Genomic DNA, 18043 nt, shown 5'->3' on the forward strand with positions numbered 1-18043 from the left:
GTTATAACACTAAGGTAATGGTTTAAGGGGCATTTATAATCTATGCAAAAGTTACTCGCTATTTTTAGTTTAGTGCTCATGTTATGTGCGTGTGATATGCAACAGCAACCGTCGCAACTTGCTCATATCAAGGCACAGAACAAAATTAGAGTAGGCACATTAGCTGGCGCGAGTAACTACTATCAGGCTCCACAAGGTGTGCAAGGCTTTGAATATGAGCTTGCCCAAGAGTTTGCTGACTATGTTGGTGTAGAGCTCGAGATGGTGCCTTTTTTTAACCTATCCGATATGTTTGCACGCTTAGAAAGTGGCGATTTAGATATTATAGCTTCAGGTCTTACCTATAATACGATTCGGGCAGAGCATTATCGATTTGGCCCAACCTACCGAACAATAAGCCAAAAATTAGTTTATAAACAAGGCCGCACTCGTCCTCGAGAGTTTGAGGATTTAACGGGTAACCTCACTGTTTTAGCCAAAAGCAGCCACTCGTTAGCACTACAACAATTAAAACAACTGCATCCTGAACTTAGCTGGAACGAAACAGAAGACATGGATGAAGAAGAGCTTCTGCAAGCAGTTATCGACGGTGAAATTGATTACACTCTAGCAGATTCACACACCTTATCGCTGTTTCGCCGCTATCACCCAAATTTGAGTATCGGCTTTTCGGTTACCCGTAATGACCCTATCGCTTGGTTACTAAGAAAAGATGGTGACGACTCTTTATATGCCTTGATGGTGCCATTTTTTGGCGACGTTAAGAAAAGCAACCAGCTTTATGTGTTAGAAGAAAAATACTTCGGCCATGTTCGTCAGTTTAACTATGTGAATACCCTTGCTTATATCGAAGCAATAAAAGACACCTTACCTAAATACCAACCTTGGTTTGAGCAATACGCAGGTAACATAGACTGGCGATTACTGGCAGCTTTGAGTTATCAAGAATCAATGTGGAACCCAAGGGCTAAGTCACCAACCGGTGTACGTGGCATAATGATGCTAACCCAAGCAACAGCAAAACAGGTCGGCGTAACAAATCGACTAGAGCCTGAGCAAAATATTAAAGGCGGTGCGCAGTATCTTGCCAAAGTGATTTCTTGGATCCCTGAACGCATTCCGCAGCCCGACAGAACCTGGTTTGCCTTAGCCTCTTACAATGTTGGCTGGGGACACGTCAACGACGCACGTATTATTACCGAGCAAGAAGGTGCAAGTCCCGATAAGTGGGCTGATGTTAAAAAGCGCTTACCGCTTTTAATTAAAAAGCGTTACTATCGAAAAACCAAATATGGTTATGCCCGTGGCGATGTTGCAGTAAAGTACGTTGATAATATCCGTCGCTATTACGACGCACTGGTTTGGCTTGATGAAAATGATGCGATTGCTAACCCAAGCGAAGAAGAACAAAGCACTGAAGAAGCTCAACCTGAAGCGCAAGCAAGCGAGCCAAATGACAACACGCAACACACCAACTCAGAGCAGCAAGAATTAGAAAACAACTAACTTCAAGCACCGAAATCTGTTTACTTGTCATCAAATGATCATTATCTTCCTGTAGAGATCAATATAATGCTTTACTCTCACTTAAGGAGCACTCATGTTAAAAAGAAGACGAACGACACATAAGTTCAAGCGTAATGTTATTTACTCAACGGCGACCCGCCGTCGTATCATGCTACGTAATACACACAAAAAAGTTATTTGGCGTCGCCGCTTATTTGCGATGCAGTTAATGGAAGCAAAAGTTCCTGCAACGCCGGTTGTATAACTAGGCGTTGCGAGCAGCCTGCTTTGCCGCCTTTTTCTCTTCTCTACGGCGCTTAAAAAACGCTGAAATTACCGCCCCACACTGCTCACTCAGTACATCACCGGTTACTTCAACTTGATGATTAAGCCTAGGCTCTTGCAGTAGATTCATAATTGATCCTGCCGATCCCGTTTTGGCATCTTTAGCACCAAACACCAGTCGCTTAATGCGGCTATGTACCAACAGACCTGCGCACATAGAACAAGGTTCTAACGTTACATACAAAGTGCAATCGATTAATCGGTAGTTATTAAGTACTTTACCTGCTTCGCGGATTGCCATCATTTCAGCATGAGCGGATGGGTCATTATCAATAATTGAGCGGTTATAACCATAAGAAATCAGTTGATTGTCTTTTACCAGCACAGCACCAACCGGAATTTCATTAATCGCAGCCGCTTCATTGGCGTAGTTTAATGCTTTTTCCATCCAATATTGGTCGCTAAATTGTTCGCTCATATATCACACAAATCTTGTAAAACTGTGAGTAATTATACCTAGTTAGTGAAAAATGTCGGCAATAAATACTGCTACACTTAAAAATTAACGCAAAATTTAGTGGCTTTTTCATGGCTCAATGGACCCATATTGCGCTATAATCTCGCGCTTTTTTTATTTAGCTTACAACACGGGTAGCAAATGAAATTTCCTGGACGCCGCAGGCATAAACATTATTTTCCGGTGGAAGCCAAAGATCCACTGACGAATCAACTTAACTCAACCGACCGACTACAACGTAGTTATATTACGGGTATCGACCAAATTGTGGTAGATATTGAAGCGAAAGTTGATCAAGCTTTCCTAGATGAATTTCAATTGCGCCGTGGCATGTCGCAAGTGATCGATAACGATATTACCAACGCGCTATACGACAGACTAAAACTCGACAATATGATCGATTATGAGTTTGCCGGTGGTACGGTAGGTAACACCATGCACAACTACTCTACCCTAGCTGACGACCGTTCAGTGTTGTTAGGGGTAATGAGTGAAAATATCAAAATCGGCAGCTATGCATACCGTTTTTTATGTAACACCTCTAGCCGCGTTGACCTTGACTACCTTCAGCCTGTAGATGGCCCTATTGGTCGTTGTTTTACCTTAATTGACGAGACCGGTGAGCGTACCTTCGCAATCAGCGCGGGGCTTATGAATCACCTTCGCCCTGAATCAATCGATCAGGCACTTATTGAGAATTCATCAGCACTGGTGATCAGCGCATACCTAATGCGTACTCAAGGTGATGAAACCATGACAGAAGCGACCATGCAGGCAGTGAAATATGCCAATGATGCAGGTGTCCCTGTGGTTTTAACCCTTGGTACTAAGTTTCTAATTGAACAAGACCCTGCTTGGTGGGCTGACTTTGTAAAAGAGCATGTTGATATTCTTGCTATGAACGAAGAGGAAGGCCTTGCGATTACCGGCTTTGAAGATCCGCTTCTAGCTGCCGACAAAGCGCTAGATTGGACTGATTTAGTTATTTGTACAGCTGGCGAAAAAGGCTTGTTTATGGCTGGTTACGTAGACGACTCATTCAAGCGTGAAACAGAATACCCGTTATTACCAGGCGCGATTGCTGACTTTAACCGTTATGAATTTTCTCGCGCAATGCGTAAAGACGACTGCCAAAACCCAATTCGTGCGTACAGCCACACAGCACCGTTTATGGGCGGCCCAGATAGTATTAAAAATACCAATGGCGCAGGCGATTGTGCTCTGGCTGCGGTACTGCATGACCTATCAGCAAACGTTTACCACAAACTTAATGTGGCAAACTCAGCGAAGCATCAGCAGCCTGCTATGACCTACTCATCGCTTGCACAAATTAGTAAATACGCTAACCGTGCAAGTTATGAAGTACTTGTTCAGCACTCGCCACGTTTATCTCGTGGCTTACCTGAACGTGAAGACTGTTTAGAGCAAGTTTACTGGGATCAGTAAGCGCAACTAAAAAATTGAAATATCCAGTTTCTGGGATAAACGCTCAAGAGCCGCTATCCCAGCTACTGAGTTCCCATACGAGTTAAGTCTTGGCGCCCACACAGCCACAGTAAATTGATTTGGTAATACAGCTAAAATAGTACCCGACACCCCTGACTTACCCGGCATACCAACACGGTAGCCAAAATCCCCAGCAGCATCGTATAAACCACTGGTAAACAGTAACGAGTTTAACTGCTTATTTTGCCTTGCACTGAGCACTTCTTGGCCATTGGCATCTTTACCTTGGTTTGCTAGGTAATTGTAGGCTTTTGCTAATTCTACGCAGTTTAACTCTATGGCACAGAAGTTAAAGTAAGCCCATAACACATCATCAACTTCATTATTAAAGTTGCCGAATGACTTCATTAGATGCCCCATCGCGGCGTTGCGATGACGAAACTCATATTCAGAATTTGCCACTTTCTTATCAATAACAACCTGAGCATTTCCTGATAACTGACGAAATGACTCAAGCATAGAGTGCATCGGCGCAGATAAACGGCTATATAACGCGTCACAGGTAACAATCGCGCCGGCATTAATAAATGGGTTGCGTGGTATGCCCTGTTCAAACTCAAGCTGTGTAAGTGAGTTAAAAGCAGTGCCTGAAGGCTCTTTACCAACTCGTTGCCACAGCTCATCACCATAACGTTGAAGTGCTAAGGTTAAGGTCATTACCTTAGACACAGATTGAATCGTGAATCGCGCACCACAATCACCCGCGCAATAGGTTTGCCCATCCACTGTATGAATCGCAATAGCGAACTGGTTTGGCTCAACCTCTGCAAGCGCAGGAATATAATCAGCAACCTTACCTTGGCTCAGTAATGGTTGAACTTCTTTTGTGATTTCATCTAATACATGTTGATAATCAATCTGTGACATACCGCGTCCTTTAAAACAAAAAGCCCCGCATTTGCGAGGCTTTGTAGTCTACTAAAGATGGTTTGCTATAGCGATTGCTATTAGCTCATCGCTGATTGCAGTTTTTTCATTGCTGTTTTTTCTAGCTGACGAACACGCTCTGCTGAAACGTTATATTTCTCAGCAAGCTCTTGTAATGTTGCTTTATCGTCAGCTAACCAACGTGCACTTACGATGTCTTGAGAACGTTCATCAAGGGTTTTTAACGCGCTGAATAAACGTGCATGAGACTGTTCTTGCCATTGCTGCTCTTCGATATCATCAGCAAGGTCAGCACTGCCATCTGTTAAATACTGCACTGGCGAGTATGTGCTTGTCGGTGCGTCGTCATTGTCGTCGCCCGTTAAGTCAAAGCCCATATCTTGGCCACTCATACGTGATTCCATCTCACGTACTTCTTTTTCACTTACACCTAGCTCATTAGCAACTGTGCTAACCTCAGCTTGGTTAAACCAACCTAAACGTTTTTTGTTTTTACGCAGGTTGAAGAATAATTTACGTTGCGCTTTTGTAGTTGCAACTTTCACGATACGCCAGTTTTTAAGTACGTATTCATGAATTTCGGCTTTGATCCAGTGTACTGCGAATGAAACTAAGCGAACACCTACACTTGGGTCGAAACGTTTTACCGCTTTCATCAGACCGATGTTACCTTCCTGAATTAAATCAGCTTGCGGTAAGCCATAACCTGAATAGCTTTTCGCAATATGAGCAACAAAGCGTAGATGCGACATAATGAGTTGCTTCGCAGCTTCAAGATCACCTTCTTCCTGAAGACGTGTCGCCAACTGCTTTTCTTTCTCTGCATCAAGCATAGGAATAGTGCTAACCGCTTGAAGGTAGCCGTCCATACTTGCGCTCTGTTGACCTGCAGTAAGTGCCATTGCGTATAAATCTTTACTCATTTTTCACCTCAGTGATAAACATTTGAAACCATCTTAGCACTCTTTAAGCGAGAGTGCTAACTTCAATTAAAAACTTTTTTAAAGTTCAAATCAAGTGGTTTTTTCATCTATTTTTAGTCTACGCTAACACGCTGAATAAGCGATGAATTCTAGCTTGGAGTGATATTTTGATAAATTAACAGCGACTACTATTTATCGCTAAAAGAGCAGTGTAACAACGAATTGTTACACTTTATCGGGTTCAATTTCTTTTATGTAGCGGTTAACTGATAAGTATGAACCAACAAATCCTAAGCCTGTTGCAAGAGCGACTAAAATGCCAAACTCTGTGAGTGTTAAACCAATCAAGTCAAAGCTGGTTTCATAAACACCCGCAACATCACTTACAGCAGCACCAAGCCACCACATCATTAACGCAACACAAATAAAAGAGAACAAACCGCCAATAATACCGTACCAAATCCCTGTCCATAAAAATGGCGCATGAATAAAGGTGTTTGTCGCCCCAACTAACTTCATAACTTGAATTTCGTCTTTCTTATCCATGATTGATAAGCGGATAGTATTACCAATGATCAGGGTGACGGAGGTTAATAATAGTAGAGCAATGGTGATCACGCTTTCTTTTAATAAACTTAAAAGTGCATTTAATCGCTCAAGCCAAGCAATATCGAGTTTACCAAAATCAACTTCTCTTTCGCCTTCAAGTTTTTGCAGTAATTGTTTTGCCGTATTTGGCTGACGGTATCGTGCTGTCGGTGTAACAATCACAACATCAGGTAACGGGTTTGCATCTAAATATTCAAGTGCTTGGCCAAATCCTGATACTTGTTTAAATTCAGTGAGGGCATCGCCTTTTGATATAAACTCCACTTTATCTACTTCAGGGTAGAGTGCTAAACGCTTAACCAAGGTTTGCGTTTGCTGTTCGCTCATAGTTTCTTTTACGAACAACGAGATCTCTGCGGCATCTTCAAAGCCACTGCTCACTTGCGAGACATTTTTAACCACTAAATAAAGCGTCGCTGGCAGTGTTAGGCTTAATCCCAATACCGCAATGGTCATCAATGAGGCTAAAGGCGTTCGCCACATTTCACCGAGGCTGTGCACACCTTGGCGAATAAGATTAATAAAGAAGAAATAAGGCGCTGCTAAAAATGACTTCTTCTGACGTTCGTTTTGGCTGTTGCGGCTTTTAAACAATAAACTCATAGTGCCCCCTCAGCTAACGGATCGTCAATCATACGGCCATCTTTCAGTGTTAAACTGCGATAACGCATACGTGCAATTAAACCAATGTCATGGGTTGCAATGAGTACGGTTGTACCATGATTATTAAAGTCTTCGAATAAACGTAAAATGTCCATCGAAAGTTCAGGGTCTAAGTTACCGGTTGGCTCATCGGCGAGCAAAATAGGCGGAGAATTGACAATAGCGCGGGCAATACCAACACGCTGCTGCTCACCACCTGATAAGGTTGCTGGATTACACTTAGCTTTATCAAGTAACCCTACTTTATCAAGCGCACCGTGAACACGTTTAGCTATTTGCTTATGGTGCGTACCTTCAATGATTAAAGGTAAGGCAACATTATCAAACACTGAGTAACGTTCTAGTAAACGGTGATTCTGAAAGATGATACCAATATCGCGGCGCACATAAGGGATCTGACGCGATTTAACAGCATTTAAATCAACACCATTAATAAGCACCTGCCCGGCTGATGGACGCTCCATCAAGCTGATAAGTTTCAATAGTGTACTTTTACCTGCCCCACTGTGCCCGGTTAAAAAGGCCAGTTCGCCAGGCTTAATATGAAAGCTGACTTTTTCAAGGGCACGATGGCCACCTGGATATGTTTTACTGACTTGCTGAAAATTTATCATTTTAGTTATCAATCATCTTGCAGCGAAAAAGGGAGCAAGCTCCCTTTGGTTAATTATGCGTCATCCTCGTCTTGGCTAAATAGTGCATCAATAAAGTCGCTACTATTAAAGGTACGTAAATCATCAATACCTTCACCAACACCAATGTAACGAATTGGGATATTAAATTTATCTGCAACGGCGAAAATCACACCACCTTTAGCGGTACCATCTAGTTTAGATAAAGTAATGCCCGTTAAACCAACACATTCATTAAATAATTTAACTTGGCTAATTGCGTTTTGACCTGTACCTGCATCAATAGTTAGCATAACTTCATGCGGCGCATCTGGGTCAATTTTCTTCATTACACGGGCAATTTTCTCAAGCTCTTGCATTAGGTTATCTTTATTTTGCAAGCGACCTGCTGTATCGGCGATTAACACATCAGCATTACGAGCCTTTGCAGCCTGAAATGCATCAAATACCACTGACGCACTGTCTGCACCTGTATGCTGAGCAATCACTGGGATGCTATTACGCTCACCCCATACTTGCAGCTGCTCAACCGCTGCAGCGCGGAACGTATCACCGGCAGCAAGCATCACTGACTTACCTTCGTTTTGGAACTGCTTAGCTAATTTACCAATCGTGGTGGTTTTACCTACACCATTTACACCCACCATTAAGATAACAAATGGCTTTTTGTCACCACTTACAACCAGCGGCTGCTCGGCGGTTTTAAGCATACTAGCCATTTCTTGCTTCATTAACTCATATAAAGCATCGCCATCTTTTAACTGTTTACGATCAGCGGCATCGGTTAGGTTATCAATCAACTTCATTGTTGTATCAACACCTAAATCGGCTGTTAGTAATTGTGTTTCTAGTTCTTCAAATAACTCATCGTCAATTTTCTTACCACTAAAAATAGACGCAAAGCCAGAACCAATATTAACGCGAGTTTTTAATAGACCTTTTTTAAGGCGTGCGAAGAAACCTTCTTTCTTTGGTTTTTCAGCAGCGGCTTGAGCAGCTTTCTCTTGCTCTAAACGTTCAGCCTCAGCCTTTTCTGCAGCGATACGTTCTTGTTCTATACGTTCAGCTTCTGCCTTCTCTGCCGCGATACGTTCTTGCTCTAAGCGCTCCGCCTCTGCCTTTTCTGCAGCAATGCGTTCTTGTTCTAAACGTTCAGCTTCTGCCTTCTCTGCTGCGATACGTTCTTGTTCTAAGCGCTCCGCCTCTGCCTTTTCTGCAGCAATGCGTTCTTGTTCTAGACGTTCTGCCTCTGCCTTTTCTGCAGCAATGCGTTCTTGTTCTAGACGTTCTGCCTCGGCCTTTTCTGCTGCGATACGTTCTTGCTCTAAGCGAGCAGCTTCTGCCTTCTCTGCAGCAATTCGTTCTTGCTCTAGACGATCAGCTTCTGCTTTTTCTGCAGCAATGCGTTCTTGCTCTAAGCGAGCAGCCTCTGCCTTTTCTGCAGCAATACGTTCTTGCTCTAGACGATCCGCTTCTGCTTTTTCTGCTGCGATACGTTCTTGCTCTAAACGTTCCGATTCTGCCTTTTCTGCCGCAATGCGTTCTTGCTCTAGACGTTCTGCCTCGGCCTTCTGTGCAGCAACTTGCTCGGCTTCACGCTGCGCCTGTTCTGCTGCAGCACGCTCTTGCTCTAATTTCATTGCTGCTTCTTGCTCAGCAAGACGAGCTTGTTGTTCTTGACGTTGCTGTTCTGCCGCTTGCTGTTCTTGAGCTAAACGTTCAGCTTCTGCTTGTTCTGCCGCAATGCGTTCTTGCTCTAAACGTTCAGCTTCTGCCTTTTCTGCAGCAATGCGCTCTTGCTCTAAACGTTCAGCTTCTGCCTTTTCTGCAGCGATACGCTCTTGCTCTAAACGTTCAGCCTCTGCTTGTTCAGCAGCAATGCGTTCTTGCTCTAGACGTTCAGCTTCAGCTTTTTCAGCAGCAATGCGTTCTTGTTCTAAACGTTCAGCTTCTGCCTTTTCGGCTTCAATTCGCTGTTGTTCTTCTATTTGCTTCTGGTTATCAGCCTCTTTTGCTGCTTGCTCTGCTTGTTGCTTATCTGATTTGCCAAAACCAAACCAAGACAGGAATTTACTTTTTTTTGCCATACTTGCTAATAACCACTTATAAAAATCTGATAAACTTACATGAATAATAGTTTGGTGACAGTTCAGCTTTTTAGCCAAACATAAACAGGTACCATCTATCGCTAAGGTCGCAATACTATCACTTTTAGCGCAGTAGAAAAATGACACGCTAGCTATTGCATACAATATTATCTGAGCTAGTGGTCAGTTACCAATGATTAGTGAGTTAAATGAGAAAAAAATCAACAGCTAACCGCCAAGCAAAAGCAGCGAACAATAAATCAGCAAATGGTTTTATTCGTATTATTAGTGGGCAATTTCGCGGTAGAAAATTACCCGTAAAAGATGTGCAAGGCTTGCGCCCAACCACAGACCGAATAAAAGAAACTGTATTTAACTGGCTAATGCAAGATACCCGAGGCGCAGCGGTACTCGATTGTTTTGCCGGTTCCGGCGGTTTAGGTTTTGAGGCGTTATCGCGCTTTGCTGATCATGCTGTGTTTTTCGAACTAGATAAAGGCGCCGCTAGCCAACTAAAAGAAAACATTAGCACCCTTAAATTGGATAATGCCGCCGTAAAACAAGGCAATAGCCTTTCATTATTGGAACAAAACACGCAAAACGAACAATTTGATCTAATTTTTGTTGACCCGCCATTTCGACAAAACCTGGCTGAAAAAAGTTGTTTTTTACTCGAAAAAAATAGCTGGTTATCTGCCCAAGCACTTATATATGTTGAGGTCGAAAGCGAACTAAGCGACCTAGACACCCCAGATAACTGGATGCTTTTAAAAGAAAAAGCTGCCGGACAAGTAATTTGTCGACTATATCAACGCGAGACAAATTAACTCTGTTTTGCAAACCTAGTTTCTGTTAATATTATTCTTTACATGTGGTGTTGCTTCAGATTACAATACCGCACCATTTTTGAACCACTTGGTCGTTATTCGATCAACTTGAGCAACGCTCATTATTTAGGTAGGTGAATTTTTAATGCCAGTAATTAAAGTAAGAGAGAACGAACCGTTTGACGTAGCACTTCGTCGCTTCAAGCGTTCATGTGAAAAAGCAGGTATCCTTTCAGAAGTTCGTCGTCGCGAGCACTATGAAAAACCAACAGCTGAGCGTAAGCGTAAAAAAGCTGCTGCAGTAAAGCGTCACATGAAGAAGCTTTCTCGCGATAACGCACGTCGCGTTAAATTATACTAATCAGTATTTGGTCTTGTATAAATGAGCCTTTTATTAACGCTAAAAGATGCGCAAAAAGATGCGATGAAGGCAAAAGACAAAGAACGTCTTAAGCCTATCCGCATGGTACTTGCTGCAATCAAGCAACGTGAGATTGACGAGCAAATTACGCTTGACGACGACGGTATTACCGCTGTTTTAGTAAAGCTTGTTAAGCAACGTCGCGATTCTTACACCCAGTACATTGATGCGGGTCGTGAAGATTTAGCTGAAATTGAAGCCAGTGAGATTAAAGCACTTGAAGAATTCTTACCTCAACAATTGAGTGAAGAAGAAATCATTGCTCTTATTGACTCGGCTATAGCTGATACAAACGCAGCGGGTATGCAAGACATGGGTAAGGTAATGGGAGTTATCAAAAGCAAAGCTGAAGGTCGTGCCGATTTAGGTAAGATTTCTGGCTTAATCAAGCAACGATTAACTGCCTAACCCCCACATACAGATGTATGATTCAAGCAAACCGAGCCTAGTGCTCGGTTTCTTGCTTTTAGTCTTTCATAAACACAGTAATTGTGTTCAAATCTTATTTTACAACGCATAGATAGCGCAGGAAAATACAACAGCTATGGCCGGAAAAATCCCTCGACAGTTTATTGATGATTTACTCGCTCGCACAGATATTGTTGAGTTAATTGATTCGAGAGTTGGCCTTAAAAAAGCAGGTAAAGACTACCAAGCCTGTTGCCCATTCCATAACGAAAAATCACCTTCATTTACCGTTTCTCAAGATAAACAGTTTTACCACTGCTTTGGTTGTGGTGCCAATGGCAATGCAATTTCGTTTGTTATGGAATACGACAAATTAGAGTTCGTTGATGCTATTGAAGAATTAGCGAGTATGCTCAATTTAGACGTACCTCGCGAACAAGGCACAAGCTCCGGCCCGCAACGAACTGCAGAACAAAAGCGCTCTGATTACGATTTAATGTTACATGCAGCTCGCTTTTATCAGCATCAGTTAAAGCATCATGCCAACTCAAAAGCCGTTATCGACTATATCAAGGGTCGTGGTTTAAGTGGTGAAACAGCGAAAAAGTTCATGATTGGTTATGCGCCTAGTGAATGGGAAGCGCTATGCCAACAACTTGGCCGCAATAAAGAACAAAAAGAGCAGCTTGTAGAACTAAAACTAGCCTCTGAAAAATCGCCTGGTCGTCAATTTGACTTCTTCCGTGATCGACTCATGTTCCCTATTCGTGATAAACGCGGTCGGGTAATTGCCTTTGGTGGCCGTGTTATGCAAGCGGATCAAGGTCCTAAATACCTTAACTCACCAGAAACCCGTATTTTCCATAAAGGCTTTGAGCTTTATGGTTTATACGAAGCCAAGCAAGCACATAAAAAGCTTGAACATATTTTAATTGTTGAAGGTTATATGGATGTTGTTGCTTTAGCTGAGCAAGGCATCGAATATGCCGTTGCCGCCCTTGGCACAGCAACAACCGCAGAGCATATGCACACTTTATTTAGAACCACAGATAAAGTGATTTGCTGCTACGACGGTGACCGTGCAGGTCGCGATGCAGCTTGGCGTGCACTAGAAAATGCACTGCCTTATCTTGGTGATGGTAAGTCGTTAAAGTTTGTGTTTTTACCAGATGGTGAAGACCCTGATTCACTGGTACAACAAGAAGGCAAAGACGCTTTTGAAGCTAGGTTAAGCGAAGCGGATGATTTTACTAAGGTGCTGTTTAATAAGCTCAGCCAAGAGATAGACCTTACTCAAGACGCAGGTAAAGCAAAGCTCCTTAGTGATGCCCTGCCGCTAATTGAAAAAATCCCTAGTGACTTTTACCAAGAAAATATTTTGGAACATCTTGGCCGCTTAATTGGTCGGACAAGAGAGCAATTAAATAATCGCGTTAAGTCGCCAAAGCAACAGCATGCGATTGAGCGTAAATTTAAAATAACGCCGATGCGTCAAGCGATTGGTATTTTATTGCAACACCCAAATTTGGCGACCAGCATTGCTTATATGCCAGAATTAGCTGAGATGAAAATAGCCGGTATTGAGCTATTTTTACGCATTCAGCACTTAGCACTAGAACGTGAAGGTATCACGACGGCACAAATTTTAGAGTCATTTAGGGATGGCGCTGAATATGACGCGTTAGTGAAACTAGCAACTTGGCAGCACCAAATAAATGACGATCGTTTAGAGACGGTTTTTAAAAATACTTTTAAATTTATTGAAGACCAGTGTTTAAATTATCGACTAGAGACCCTATTAATAAAAGACAAGACCCAAGGCTTAAGCAGCGAAGAAAGGCTAGAATGCCACTTACTGACGCAAGCGTTAAAAGGCAGCAACAGCTAGTCAGAATTGAATAATGCTGTTATACTGTGCTATTCACTGCGTCTAGTTAGTTTTCGTGTCGCTTAATTAGTAAGCGAGCTGGCGCCTGTTGTATCAACTTTCAGAGTGGAAGAATAAATCTCTATGGATCCAACTCCTCAGTCACAATTAAAGCTTCTGATTCAAAAAGGTAAAGAGCAAGGTTATTTAACTTTTGCAGAAGTTAATGATCACCTTCCACAAGACATTATCGACTCAGATCAGGTAGAAGATATCATTAGCATGATTAATGATATGGGTATCAAGGTAAGTGAAAACGCACCTGATGCCGATGAATTAATGATGCAAGAAACAACGACAGACGAAGACGCAGCAGAAGCCGCGGCAGCTGCACTTGCGACTGTAGAAAAAGAGATCGGTCGAACAACTGACCCTGTACGTATGTATATGCGTGAAATGGGTACCGTTGAACTTCTTACGCGTGAAGGCGAAATCGTAATCGCTAAGCGTATTGAGGAAGGTATTAACCAAGTACAGATTTCAGTTGCTGAATACCCTGAAGCAATTACTTATCTACTAGAGCAATGGGACAAGTTCGAAGCTGAAGAAATGCGCTTAAGCGACATTATCTCTGGTTTCTTTGACCCTAATAATGAAGAAGAATCACAAATCTCTGCAACACACATCGGTTCTGAGTTAAACGAAGAGCAGCTCGACGAAGAAGACGACGAAGACGATGATGACGAAGATAGTGATGATGATAGCGATGATGATAGCGATGGCGACACAGGTCCAGATCCTGAAGAAGCTCGTATTCACTTCGAAAACTTACGTGAGCTTTATAACAAAGCACGCGAAACGTTCGAAGAAAAAGGTCGCTCGCACCCTGATTCACTTGAAGCTATTGCAGAAATAGGCGAACTATTTAAAACCTTTAAATTAGTGCCAAAACAGTTTGACCGTATGGTTAACAACATGCGTGAAATGATGGACCGCGTTCGTGTACAAGAACGTATCATCATGAAACAAGCTGTACAAATTGCTAAGTTACCGAAAAAGAGCTTTATCAAGCACTTTGCAAATAACGAAACTGACACAAGCTGGATTGACCTTGAGATTGCTGCTAACGAGAAATACTCAGTAGCACTTGAAACAGTTAAACCAGAAATCATTCGTTGCATCAGCAAACTAAGTGCAATTGAAGAAAGCACGGGTCTTAGCATCGAACGAATTAAAGATATCAACCGTCGTATGAGTATTGGTGAAGCAAAAGCTCGCCGTGCGAAGAAAGAAATGGTTGAAGCGAACTTACGTCTTGTAATTTCAATTGCGAAAAAATACACCAACCGTGGTTTACAGTTCTTAGACCTTATCCAAGAAGGTAATATTGGTCTAATGAAAGCGGTTGATAAGTTCGAATACCGCCGTGGTTATAAGTTCTCAACTTATGCAACATGGTGGATCCGTCAAGCAATCACGCGTTCGATTGCTGACCAAGCACGTACCATCCGTATTCCTGTGCACATGATTGAGACGATCAACAAGTTAAACCGTATCTCTCGTCAAATGCTACAAGAGATGGGTCGTGAGCCGAGCCCAGAAGAATTAGCTGAGCGTATGTTAATGCCTGAAGACAAGATCCGTAAGGTACTTAAGATCGCTAAAGAGCCAATTTCAATGGAAACACCAATCGGTGATGATGAAGATTCGCACTTAGGTGACTTCATTGAAGATACCACTATCGACTCACCTATTGATTCTGCAACCATGGAATCACTACGTGGCGCAACAAACGATGTACTAGCGGGCTTAACAGCACGTGAAGCTAAAGTACTACGTATGCGTTTCGGTATCGACATGAACACTGACCATACATTAGAAGAAGTAGGTAAACAATTTGACGTTACACGTGAGCGTATCCGTCAAATCGAAGCGAAAGCGTTACGTAAATTACGTCACCCTTCTCGCTCTGACTTACTGAAAAGCTTCTTAGATGCTAAGTAATTTAGTATCGCGTTATTAACTAAAAGGCCGCTGTTGCGGCCTTTTTTCTATTCGAGAGATATTCATGGCTTGGATCCAAATTCGCATCAACGCAAATGCAGACAACGCAGAATTAATCAGCGACTTACTCATGGACACTGGCAGTGCGTCAGTCACCTATGTTGATGCCAAAGATACCCCTATTTATGAGCCAAAACTTGGTACTGTGCAGTTATGGGCTGATACCACTGTGATTGGCCTGTATGACGCTAACCATGATATGGACAGCGTAGTAGCAACATTAAATGCTGAAGCAACACTCGCCGATAAGCTCGTTTATAAAATTGAACAGCTTGAAGATAAAGATTGGGAGCGTGAGTGGATGGATAACTTCCACCCTATTCAATTTGGTGAGCGCTTATGGATCTGTCCAAGTTGGCGCGATATTCCAGATCCTGATGCTGTTAATGTATTGCTCGACCCTGGCCTTGCTTTTGGCACAGGTACTCATGCAACCACTGCCCTTTGCTTAAAGTGGCTAGAAAGCCAAGATTTAACAGGTAAAACTGTGGTCGACTTTGGTTGTGGCTCGGGCATTTTAGGAATTGCGGCGATCAAACTCGGCGCAGAGCGTATGATCGGTATCGATATAGATCCTCAAGCCCTTGAAGCAAGCCGCGATAATGCAAAACGTAATGGCGTTGCAGATAAACTTGAAGTCTATTTACCTGAAGATCAGCCAGAGTTTACAGCTGATATTGTGGTTGCAAACATCTTAGCTCAACCACTTCGCGAACTACATGAAGTGATTTTAGGCCTTTTAAAACCGAATGGTAAAATTGCTATGTCAGGTATTTTAGAAGAACAAGCTCAGTCTGTAGCCGATGTTTATGCCCCGTTTTTAGCACTTGATGACGTGGCTGTTGAGGGTGAATGGACCCGAGTGAGCGGCATCAAGAAAGCCTAAATAGCACTAGAGTATTTACTCAAACATAATAGGTAAAGCCAGTATTTAACAGGCTTTACCTTATTTTTACAGTTAGTAGTTTCTCACTTTTTTGTGAGTAAAATTTTTTCTGTTCAAATATCAAACAAATCAACCAGCTCGTCAAACTGTTATCAAAAGTCAATACGAAAAGAGCAAAAAAAAGTCACTTTTGTTCAATTTATAGCCTTTGATTTTTGCTAAAAAAGCCGTAAACTTAGCGCCCCTTGAAAAGAGGCCAATTGAATAACAGTGCGTATCGGTTCATACCAACTTGAGAACAATGTAATTGTCGCGCCAATGGCAGGCATTACAGACAGACCATTTAGACAACTTTGCCGTCGCTTAGGTGCGGGCCTTGCTGTTTCTGAAATGCTCTCGTCAAACCCGAAAGTATGGAAAACCGAAAAATCGATGAACCGTATGGATCACAGCGGTGAGTCGGGAATTCGTTCGGTGCAAATCGCCGGAGCCGATCCTGAGCTTATGGCACAGGCAGCACAATTCAATGTCAGCAATGGTGCACAGATCATAGATATCAATATGGGGTGCCCAGCTAAAAAAGTGAATAAGAAACTCGCAGGCTCTGCCTTATTACAGTTTCCTGAATTAGTACAAGAGATACTCGATGCCGTTGTTAATGCTGTCGATGTCCCTGTCACTTTAAAAATCCGTACCGGATGGGATCAGGATAACCGTAATGGTGTCGAGATTGCGAGAATAGCTGAACGTTATGGCATTGCCTCACTGGCAGTACACGGGCGAACGCGCGCATGTATGTATAAAGGTGAAGCTGAGTACGCCACAATTAGGGATATTAAACGTTCAGTGTCTATCCCTGTCGTTGCCAATGGTGATATTACTTCACCAGAAAAAGCAAAGCAGGTTTTGGATTATACGGGTGCAGATGCCATTATGATTGGTCGAGCCGCCCAAGGTCGCCCTTGGATTTTTAGGGAGATAGACCACTATTTGCGAACTGGAGAACATTTGCCAGCACCTGAAATTGCAGAGGTGCGTAGCATTTTGATGGAGCATTTAGACAATCTTCATCAGTTTTACGGGGAGCCAATGGGAGCGCGTATCGCTCGAAAGCATGTATCTTGGTATTTGCAAACCCATGACAGTGACGGTCAGTTTAGGCGAGTATTTAATGCGTTAGATAACCCACAGGCACAAGTCGACGCATTAGAAGAATACTTTAAAACACTAGCAGCTAACTAAGAAAGAAAGAGACATATAACGATGTTCGAACAAAACGTGACTTCTCCATTTATCACAAACCCTCATGTACAGTCACACGAGAAACCACAGCCGTTGCGTGATGCAGTGAAAAAAGCTGTTCATCACTACTTAAAGCAACTTAATGGTCAAGACGTACAAGACGTGTACGACCTTGTTCTTTCTGAGCTAGAAGCACCATTACTTGAAGAAGTAATGACGTACACACGTGGTAACCAAACTCGTGCTGCAATCTTACTAGGTATCAACCGTGGTACTTTACGTAAGAAACTTAAAAAGTACGGCATGAACTAATACTGGTTATACCCAAACCACCTCAAGGTGCAAGTTTCAGTTGGAATTAAAAGCGATTTAGGCAAGGCATTGATTGCAAGCAATAGTGGTTCTATTGTTAAAATCAATAACGCAGTATAAATCGCTTTTAAACCAACCCTTTGGGCGCTTCACAGGCACTCACTCTCATCGTTGTTACTTCTTAAAAGGGATTGCCATTCTTGCAAAGTAACGCCTTGATATTAAGCACCTGTGAAACGCTGAATTCTGCACCTTGAGGAGGCTTGGGTATATTTGAATCCGTAATCAGTTTAACGAGCCATCGTTATAATTGCTTACAGCTTCATAGTAACTGGTAATAAGTTATTGAAAAAAGCACCTTAAGGTGCTTTTTTTATAGCTGTTAAAAACTATGCAAAAT

The 18043-nt window shown here is 42.5% G+C and carries 17 protein-coding genes; 11 read left to right on the forward strand and 6 right to left on the reverse strand.

The window, feature by feature from the left end; translation table 11 throughout:
- The first annotated feature begins 42 nt into the window (after positions 1-42).
- A complete protein-coding gene (gene mltF / locus HUS61_RS11110; RefSeq protein WP_175082455.1) occupies positions 43-1506 on the forward strand; it encodes a membrane-bound lytic murein transglycosylase MltF in 1464 nt (487 codons plus the stop codon).
- 94 nt (positions 1507-1600) lie between these two features.
- Entirely contained in the window at positions 1601-1771 is a 171-nt protein-coding gene (locus tag HUS61_RS11115) for a hypothetical protein (protein WP_175082456.1), read from the forward strand.
- Here HUS61_RS11115 and tadA read toward each other — a convergent pair whose 3' ends face one another.
- Entirely contained in the window at positions 1772-2269 is a 498-nt protein-coding gene (tadA, locus tag HUS61_RS11120; RefSeq protein WP_175082457.1) for a tRNA adenosine(34) deaminase TadA, read from the reverse strand. It lies immediately after the preceding gene.
- A gap of 180 nt (positions 2270-2449) precedes the next feature.
- Here tadA and HUS61_RS11125 point away from each other — a divergent pair, with 180 nt between their 5' ends.
- Positions 2450-3754, forward strand: a complete 1305-nt coding sequence (locus HUS61_RS11125; protein WP_054560976.1) for an inosine/guanosine kinase — start codon at positions 2450-2452, stop codon at positions 3752-3754.
- Between the two features lie 6 nt (positions 3755-3760).
- Here HUS61_RS11125 and glsB read toward each other — a convergent pair whose 3' ends face one another.
- From glsB to ftsY, 5 genes are all read right to left on the reverse strand, one after another.
- Complete coding sequence (glsB, locus tag HUS61_RS11130; protein WP_175082458.1) at positions 3761-4681, reverse strand: glutaminase B; 921 nt, start codon at positions 4679-4681, stop codon at positions 3761-3763.
- An 80-nt stretch (positions 4682-4761) separates the two neighbouring features.
- A complete protein-coding gene (rpoH, locus tag HUS61_RS11135) occupies positions 4762-5625 on the reverse strand; it encodes an RNA polymerase sigma factor RpoH (protein WP_054551048.1) in 864 nt (287 codons plus the stop codon).
- Positions 5626-5850: 225 nt separating this feature from the next.
- Positions 5851-6837: a permease-like cell division protein FtsX gene (gene ftsX, locus HUS61_RS11140; RefSeq protein ID WP_054551047.1), complete on the reverse strand. Its 987-nt coding sequence runs from the start codon at positions 6835-6837 to the stop codon at positions 5851-5853.
- Entirely contained in the window at positions 6834-7511 is a 678-nt protein-coding gene (gene ftsE / locus HUS61_RS11145; protein WP_054560978.1) for a cell division ATP-binding protein FtsE, read from the reverse strand. The genes ftsX and ftsE overlap by 4 nt, the downstream gene beginning before the upstream one ends.
- 53 nt (positions 7512-7564) lie before the next feature.
- A complete protein-coding gene (gene ftsY / locus HUS61_RS11150) occupies positions 7565-9616 on the reverse strand; it encodes a signal recognition particle-docking protein FtsY (RefSeq protein ID WP_175082525.1) in 2052 nt (683 codons plus the stop codon).
- Between the two features lie 209 nt (positions 9617-9825).
- On the opposite strand from ftsY, the gene rsmD reads away from it, so the two are divergent.
- The 8 genes from rsmD (at position 9826) to fis (ending at position 17643) form a co-directional block, all read left to right on the forward strand.
- Entirely contained in the window at positions 9826-10443 is a 618-nt protein-coding gene (gene rsmD, locus HUS61_RS11155) for a 16S rRNA (guanine(966)-N(2))-methyltransferase RsmD (RefSeq protein WP_175082459.1), read from the forward strand.
- A gap of 145 nt (positions 10444-10588) precedes the next feature.
- Positions 10589-10804 carry a 30S ribosomal protein S21 gene (gene rpsU, locus HUS61_RS11160; RefSeq protein WP_002957797.1) on the forward strand — a complete coding sequence of 72 codons (216 nt, stop codon included), beginning with the start codon at positions 10589-10591 and terminating at the stop codon, positions 10802-10804.
- A gap of 21 nt (positions 10805-10825) precedes the next feature.
- Entirely contained in the window at positions 10826-11272 is a 447-nt protein-coding gene (locus HUS61_RS11165) for a GatB/YqeY domain-containing protein (protein WP_054551044.1), read from the forward strand.
- Positions 11273-11408: 136 nt separating this feature from the next.
- Positions 11409-13160, forward strand: a complete 1752-nt coding sequence (gene dnaG, locus HUS61_RS11170) for a DNA primase (protein WP_175082460.1) — start codon at positions 11409-11411, stop codon at positions 13158-13160.
- Between the two features lie 123 nt (positions 13161-13283).
- Positions 13284-15143: an RNA polymerase sigma factor RpoD gene (gene rpoD, locus HUS61_RS11175; RefSeq protein WP_175078471.1), complete on the forward strand. Its 1860-nt coding sequence runs from the start codon at positions 13284-13286 to the stop codon at positions 15141-15143.
- 64 nt (positions 15144-15207) lie between these two features.
- Positions 15208-16089 (forward strand): 50S ribosomal protein L11 methyltransferase, encoded by an 882-nt coding sequence (prmA, locus tag HUS61_RS11180; RefSeq protein WP_055020740.1) that lies wholly within the window; start codon positions 15208-15210, stop codon positions 16087-16089.
- Positions 16090-16359: 270 nt separating this feature from the next.
- Complete coding sequence (gene dusB / locus HUS61_RS11185) at positions 16360-17331, forward strand: tRNA dihydrouridine synthase DusB (protein ID WP_054551040.1); 972 nt, start codon at positions 16360-16362, stop codon at positions 17329-17331.
- Between the two features lie 21 nt (positions 17332-17352).
- On the forward strand, positions 17353-17643 hold the full coding sequence (gene fis, locus HUS61_RS11190) for a DNA-binding transcriptional regulator Fis (protein WP_002957804.1): 291 nt from the start codon (positions 17353-17355) through the stop codon (positions 17641-17643).
- Positions 17644-18043: the final 400 nt, after the last annotated feature.

Source organism: Pseudoalteromonas sp. 0802 (assembly GCF_013350085.1).
Taxonomy (GTDB): Bacteria; Pseudomonadota; Gammaproteobacteria; order Enterobacterales; family Alteromonadaceae; genus Pseudoalteromonas.

Bases quoted from the DNA above. Each gene is read 5' to 3' on its own strand.
- mltF (WP_175082455.1), top strand. From the start codon at position 43: ATGCAAAAGTTACTCGCTATTTTTAGTTTAGTGCTCATGTTATGTGCG.
- HUS61_RS11115 (WP_175082456.1), top strand. From the start codon at position 1,601: ATGTTAAAAAGAAGACGAACGACACATAAGTTCAAGCGTAATGTTATT.
- tadA (WP_175082457.1), bottom strand. From the start codon at position 2,269: ATGAGCGAACAATTTAGCGACCAATATTGGATGGAAAAAGCATTAAAC.
- HUS61_RS11125 (WP_054560976.1), top strand. From the start codon at position 2,450: ATGAAATTTCCTGGACGCCGCAGGCATAAACATTATTTTCCGGTGGAA.
- glsB (WP_175082458.1), bottom strand. From the start codon at position 4,681: ATGTCACAGATTGATTATCAACATGTATTAGATGAAATCACAAAAGAA.
- rpoH (WP_054551048.1), bottom strand. From the start codon at position 5,625: ATGAGTAAAGATTTATACGCAATGGCACTTACTGCAGGTCAACAGAGC.
- ftsX (WP_054551047.1), bottom strand. From the start codon at position 6,837: ATGAGTTTATTGTTTAAAAGCCGCAACAGCCAAAACGAACGTCAGAAG.
- ftsE (WP_054560978.1), bottom strand. From the start codon at position 7,511: ATGATAAATTTTCAGCAAGTCAGTAAAACATATCCAGGTGGCCATCGT.
- ftsY (WP_175082525.1), bottom strand. From the start codon at position 9,616: ATGGCAAAAAAAAGTAAATTCCTGTCTTGGTTTGGTTTTGGCAAATCA.
- rsmD (WP_175082459.1), top strand. From the start codon at position 9,826: ATGAGAAAAAAATCAACAGCTAACCGCCAAGCAAAAGCAGCGAACAAT.
- rpsU (WP_002957797.1), top strand. From the start codon at position 10,589: ATGCCAGTAATTAAAGTAAGAGAGAACGAACCGTTTGACGTAGCACTT.
- HUS61_RS11165 (WP_054551044.1), top strand. From the start codon at position 10,826: ATGAGCCTTTTATTAACGCTAAAAGATGCGCAAAAAGATGCGATGAAG.
- dnaG (WP_175082460.1), top strand. From the start codon at position 11,409: ATGGCCGGAAAAATCCCTCGACAGTTTATTGATGATTTACTCGCTCGC.
- rpoD (WP_175078471.1), top strand. From the start codon at position 13,284: ATGGATCCAACTCCTCAGTCACAATTAAAGCTTCTGATTCAAAAAGGT.
- prmA (WP_055020740.1), top strand. From the start codon at position 15,208: ATGGCTTGGATCCAAATTCGCATCAACGCAAATGCAGACAACGCAGAA.
- fis (WP_002957804.1), top strand. From the start codon at position 17,353: ATGTTCGAACAAAACGTGACTTCTCCATTTATCACAAACCCTCATGTA.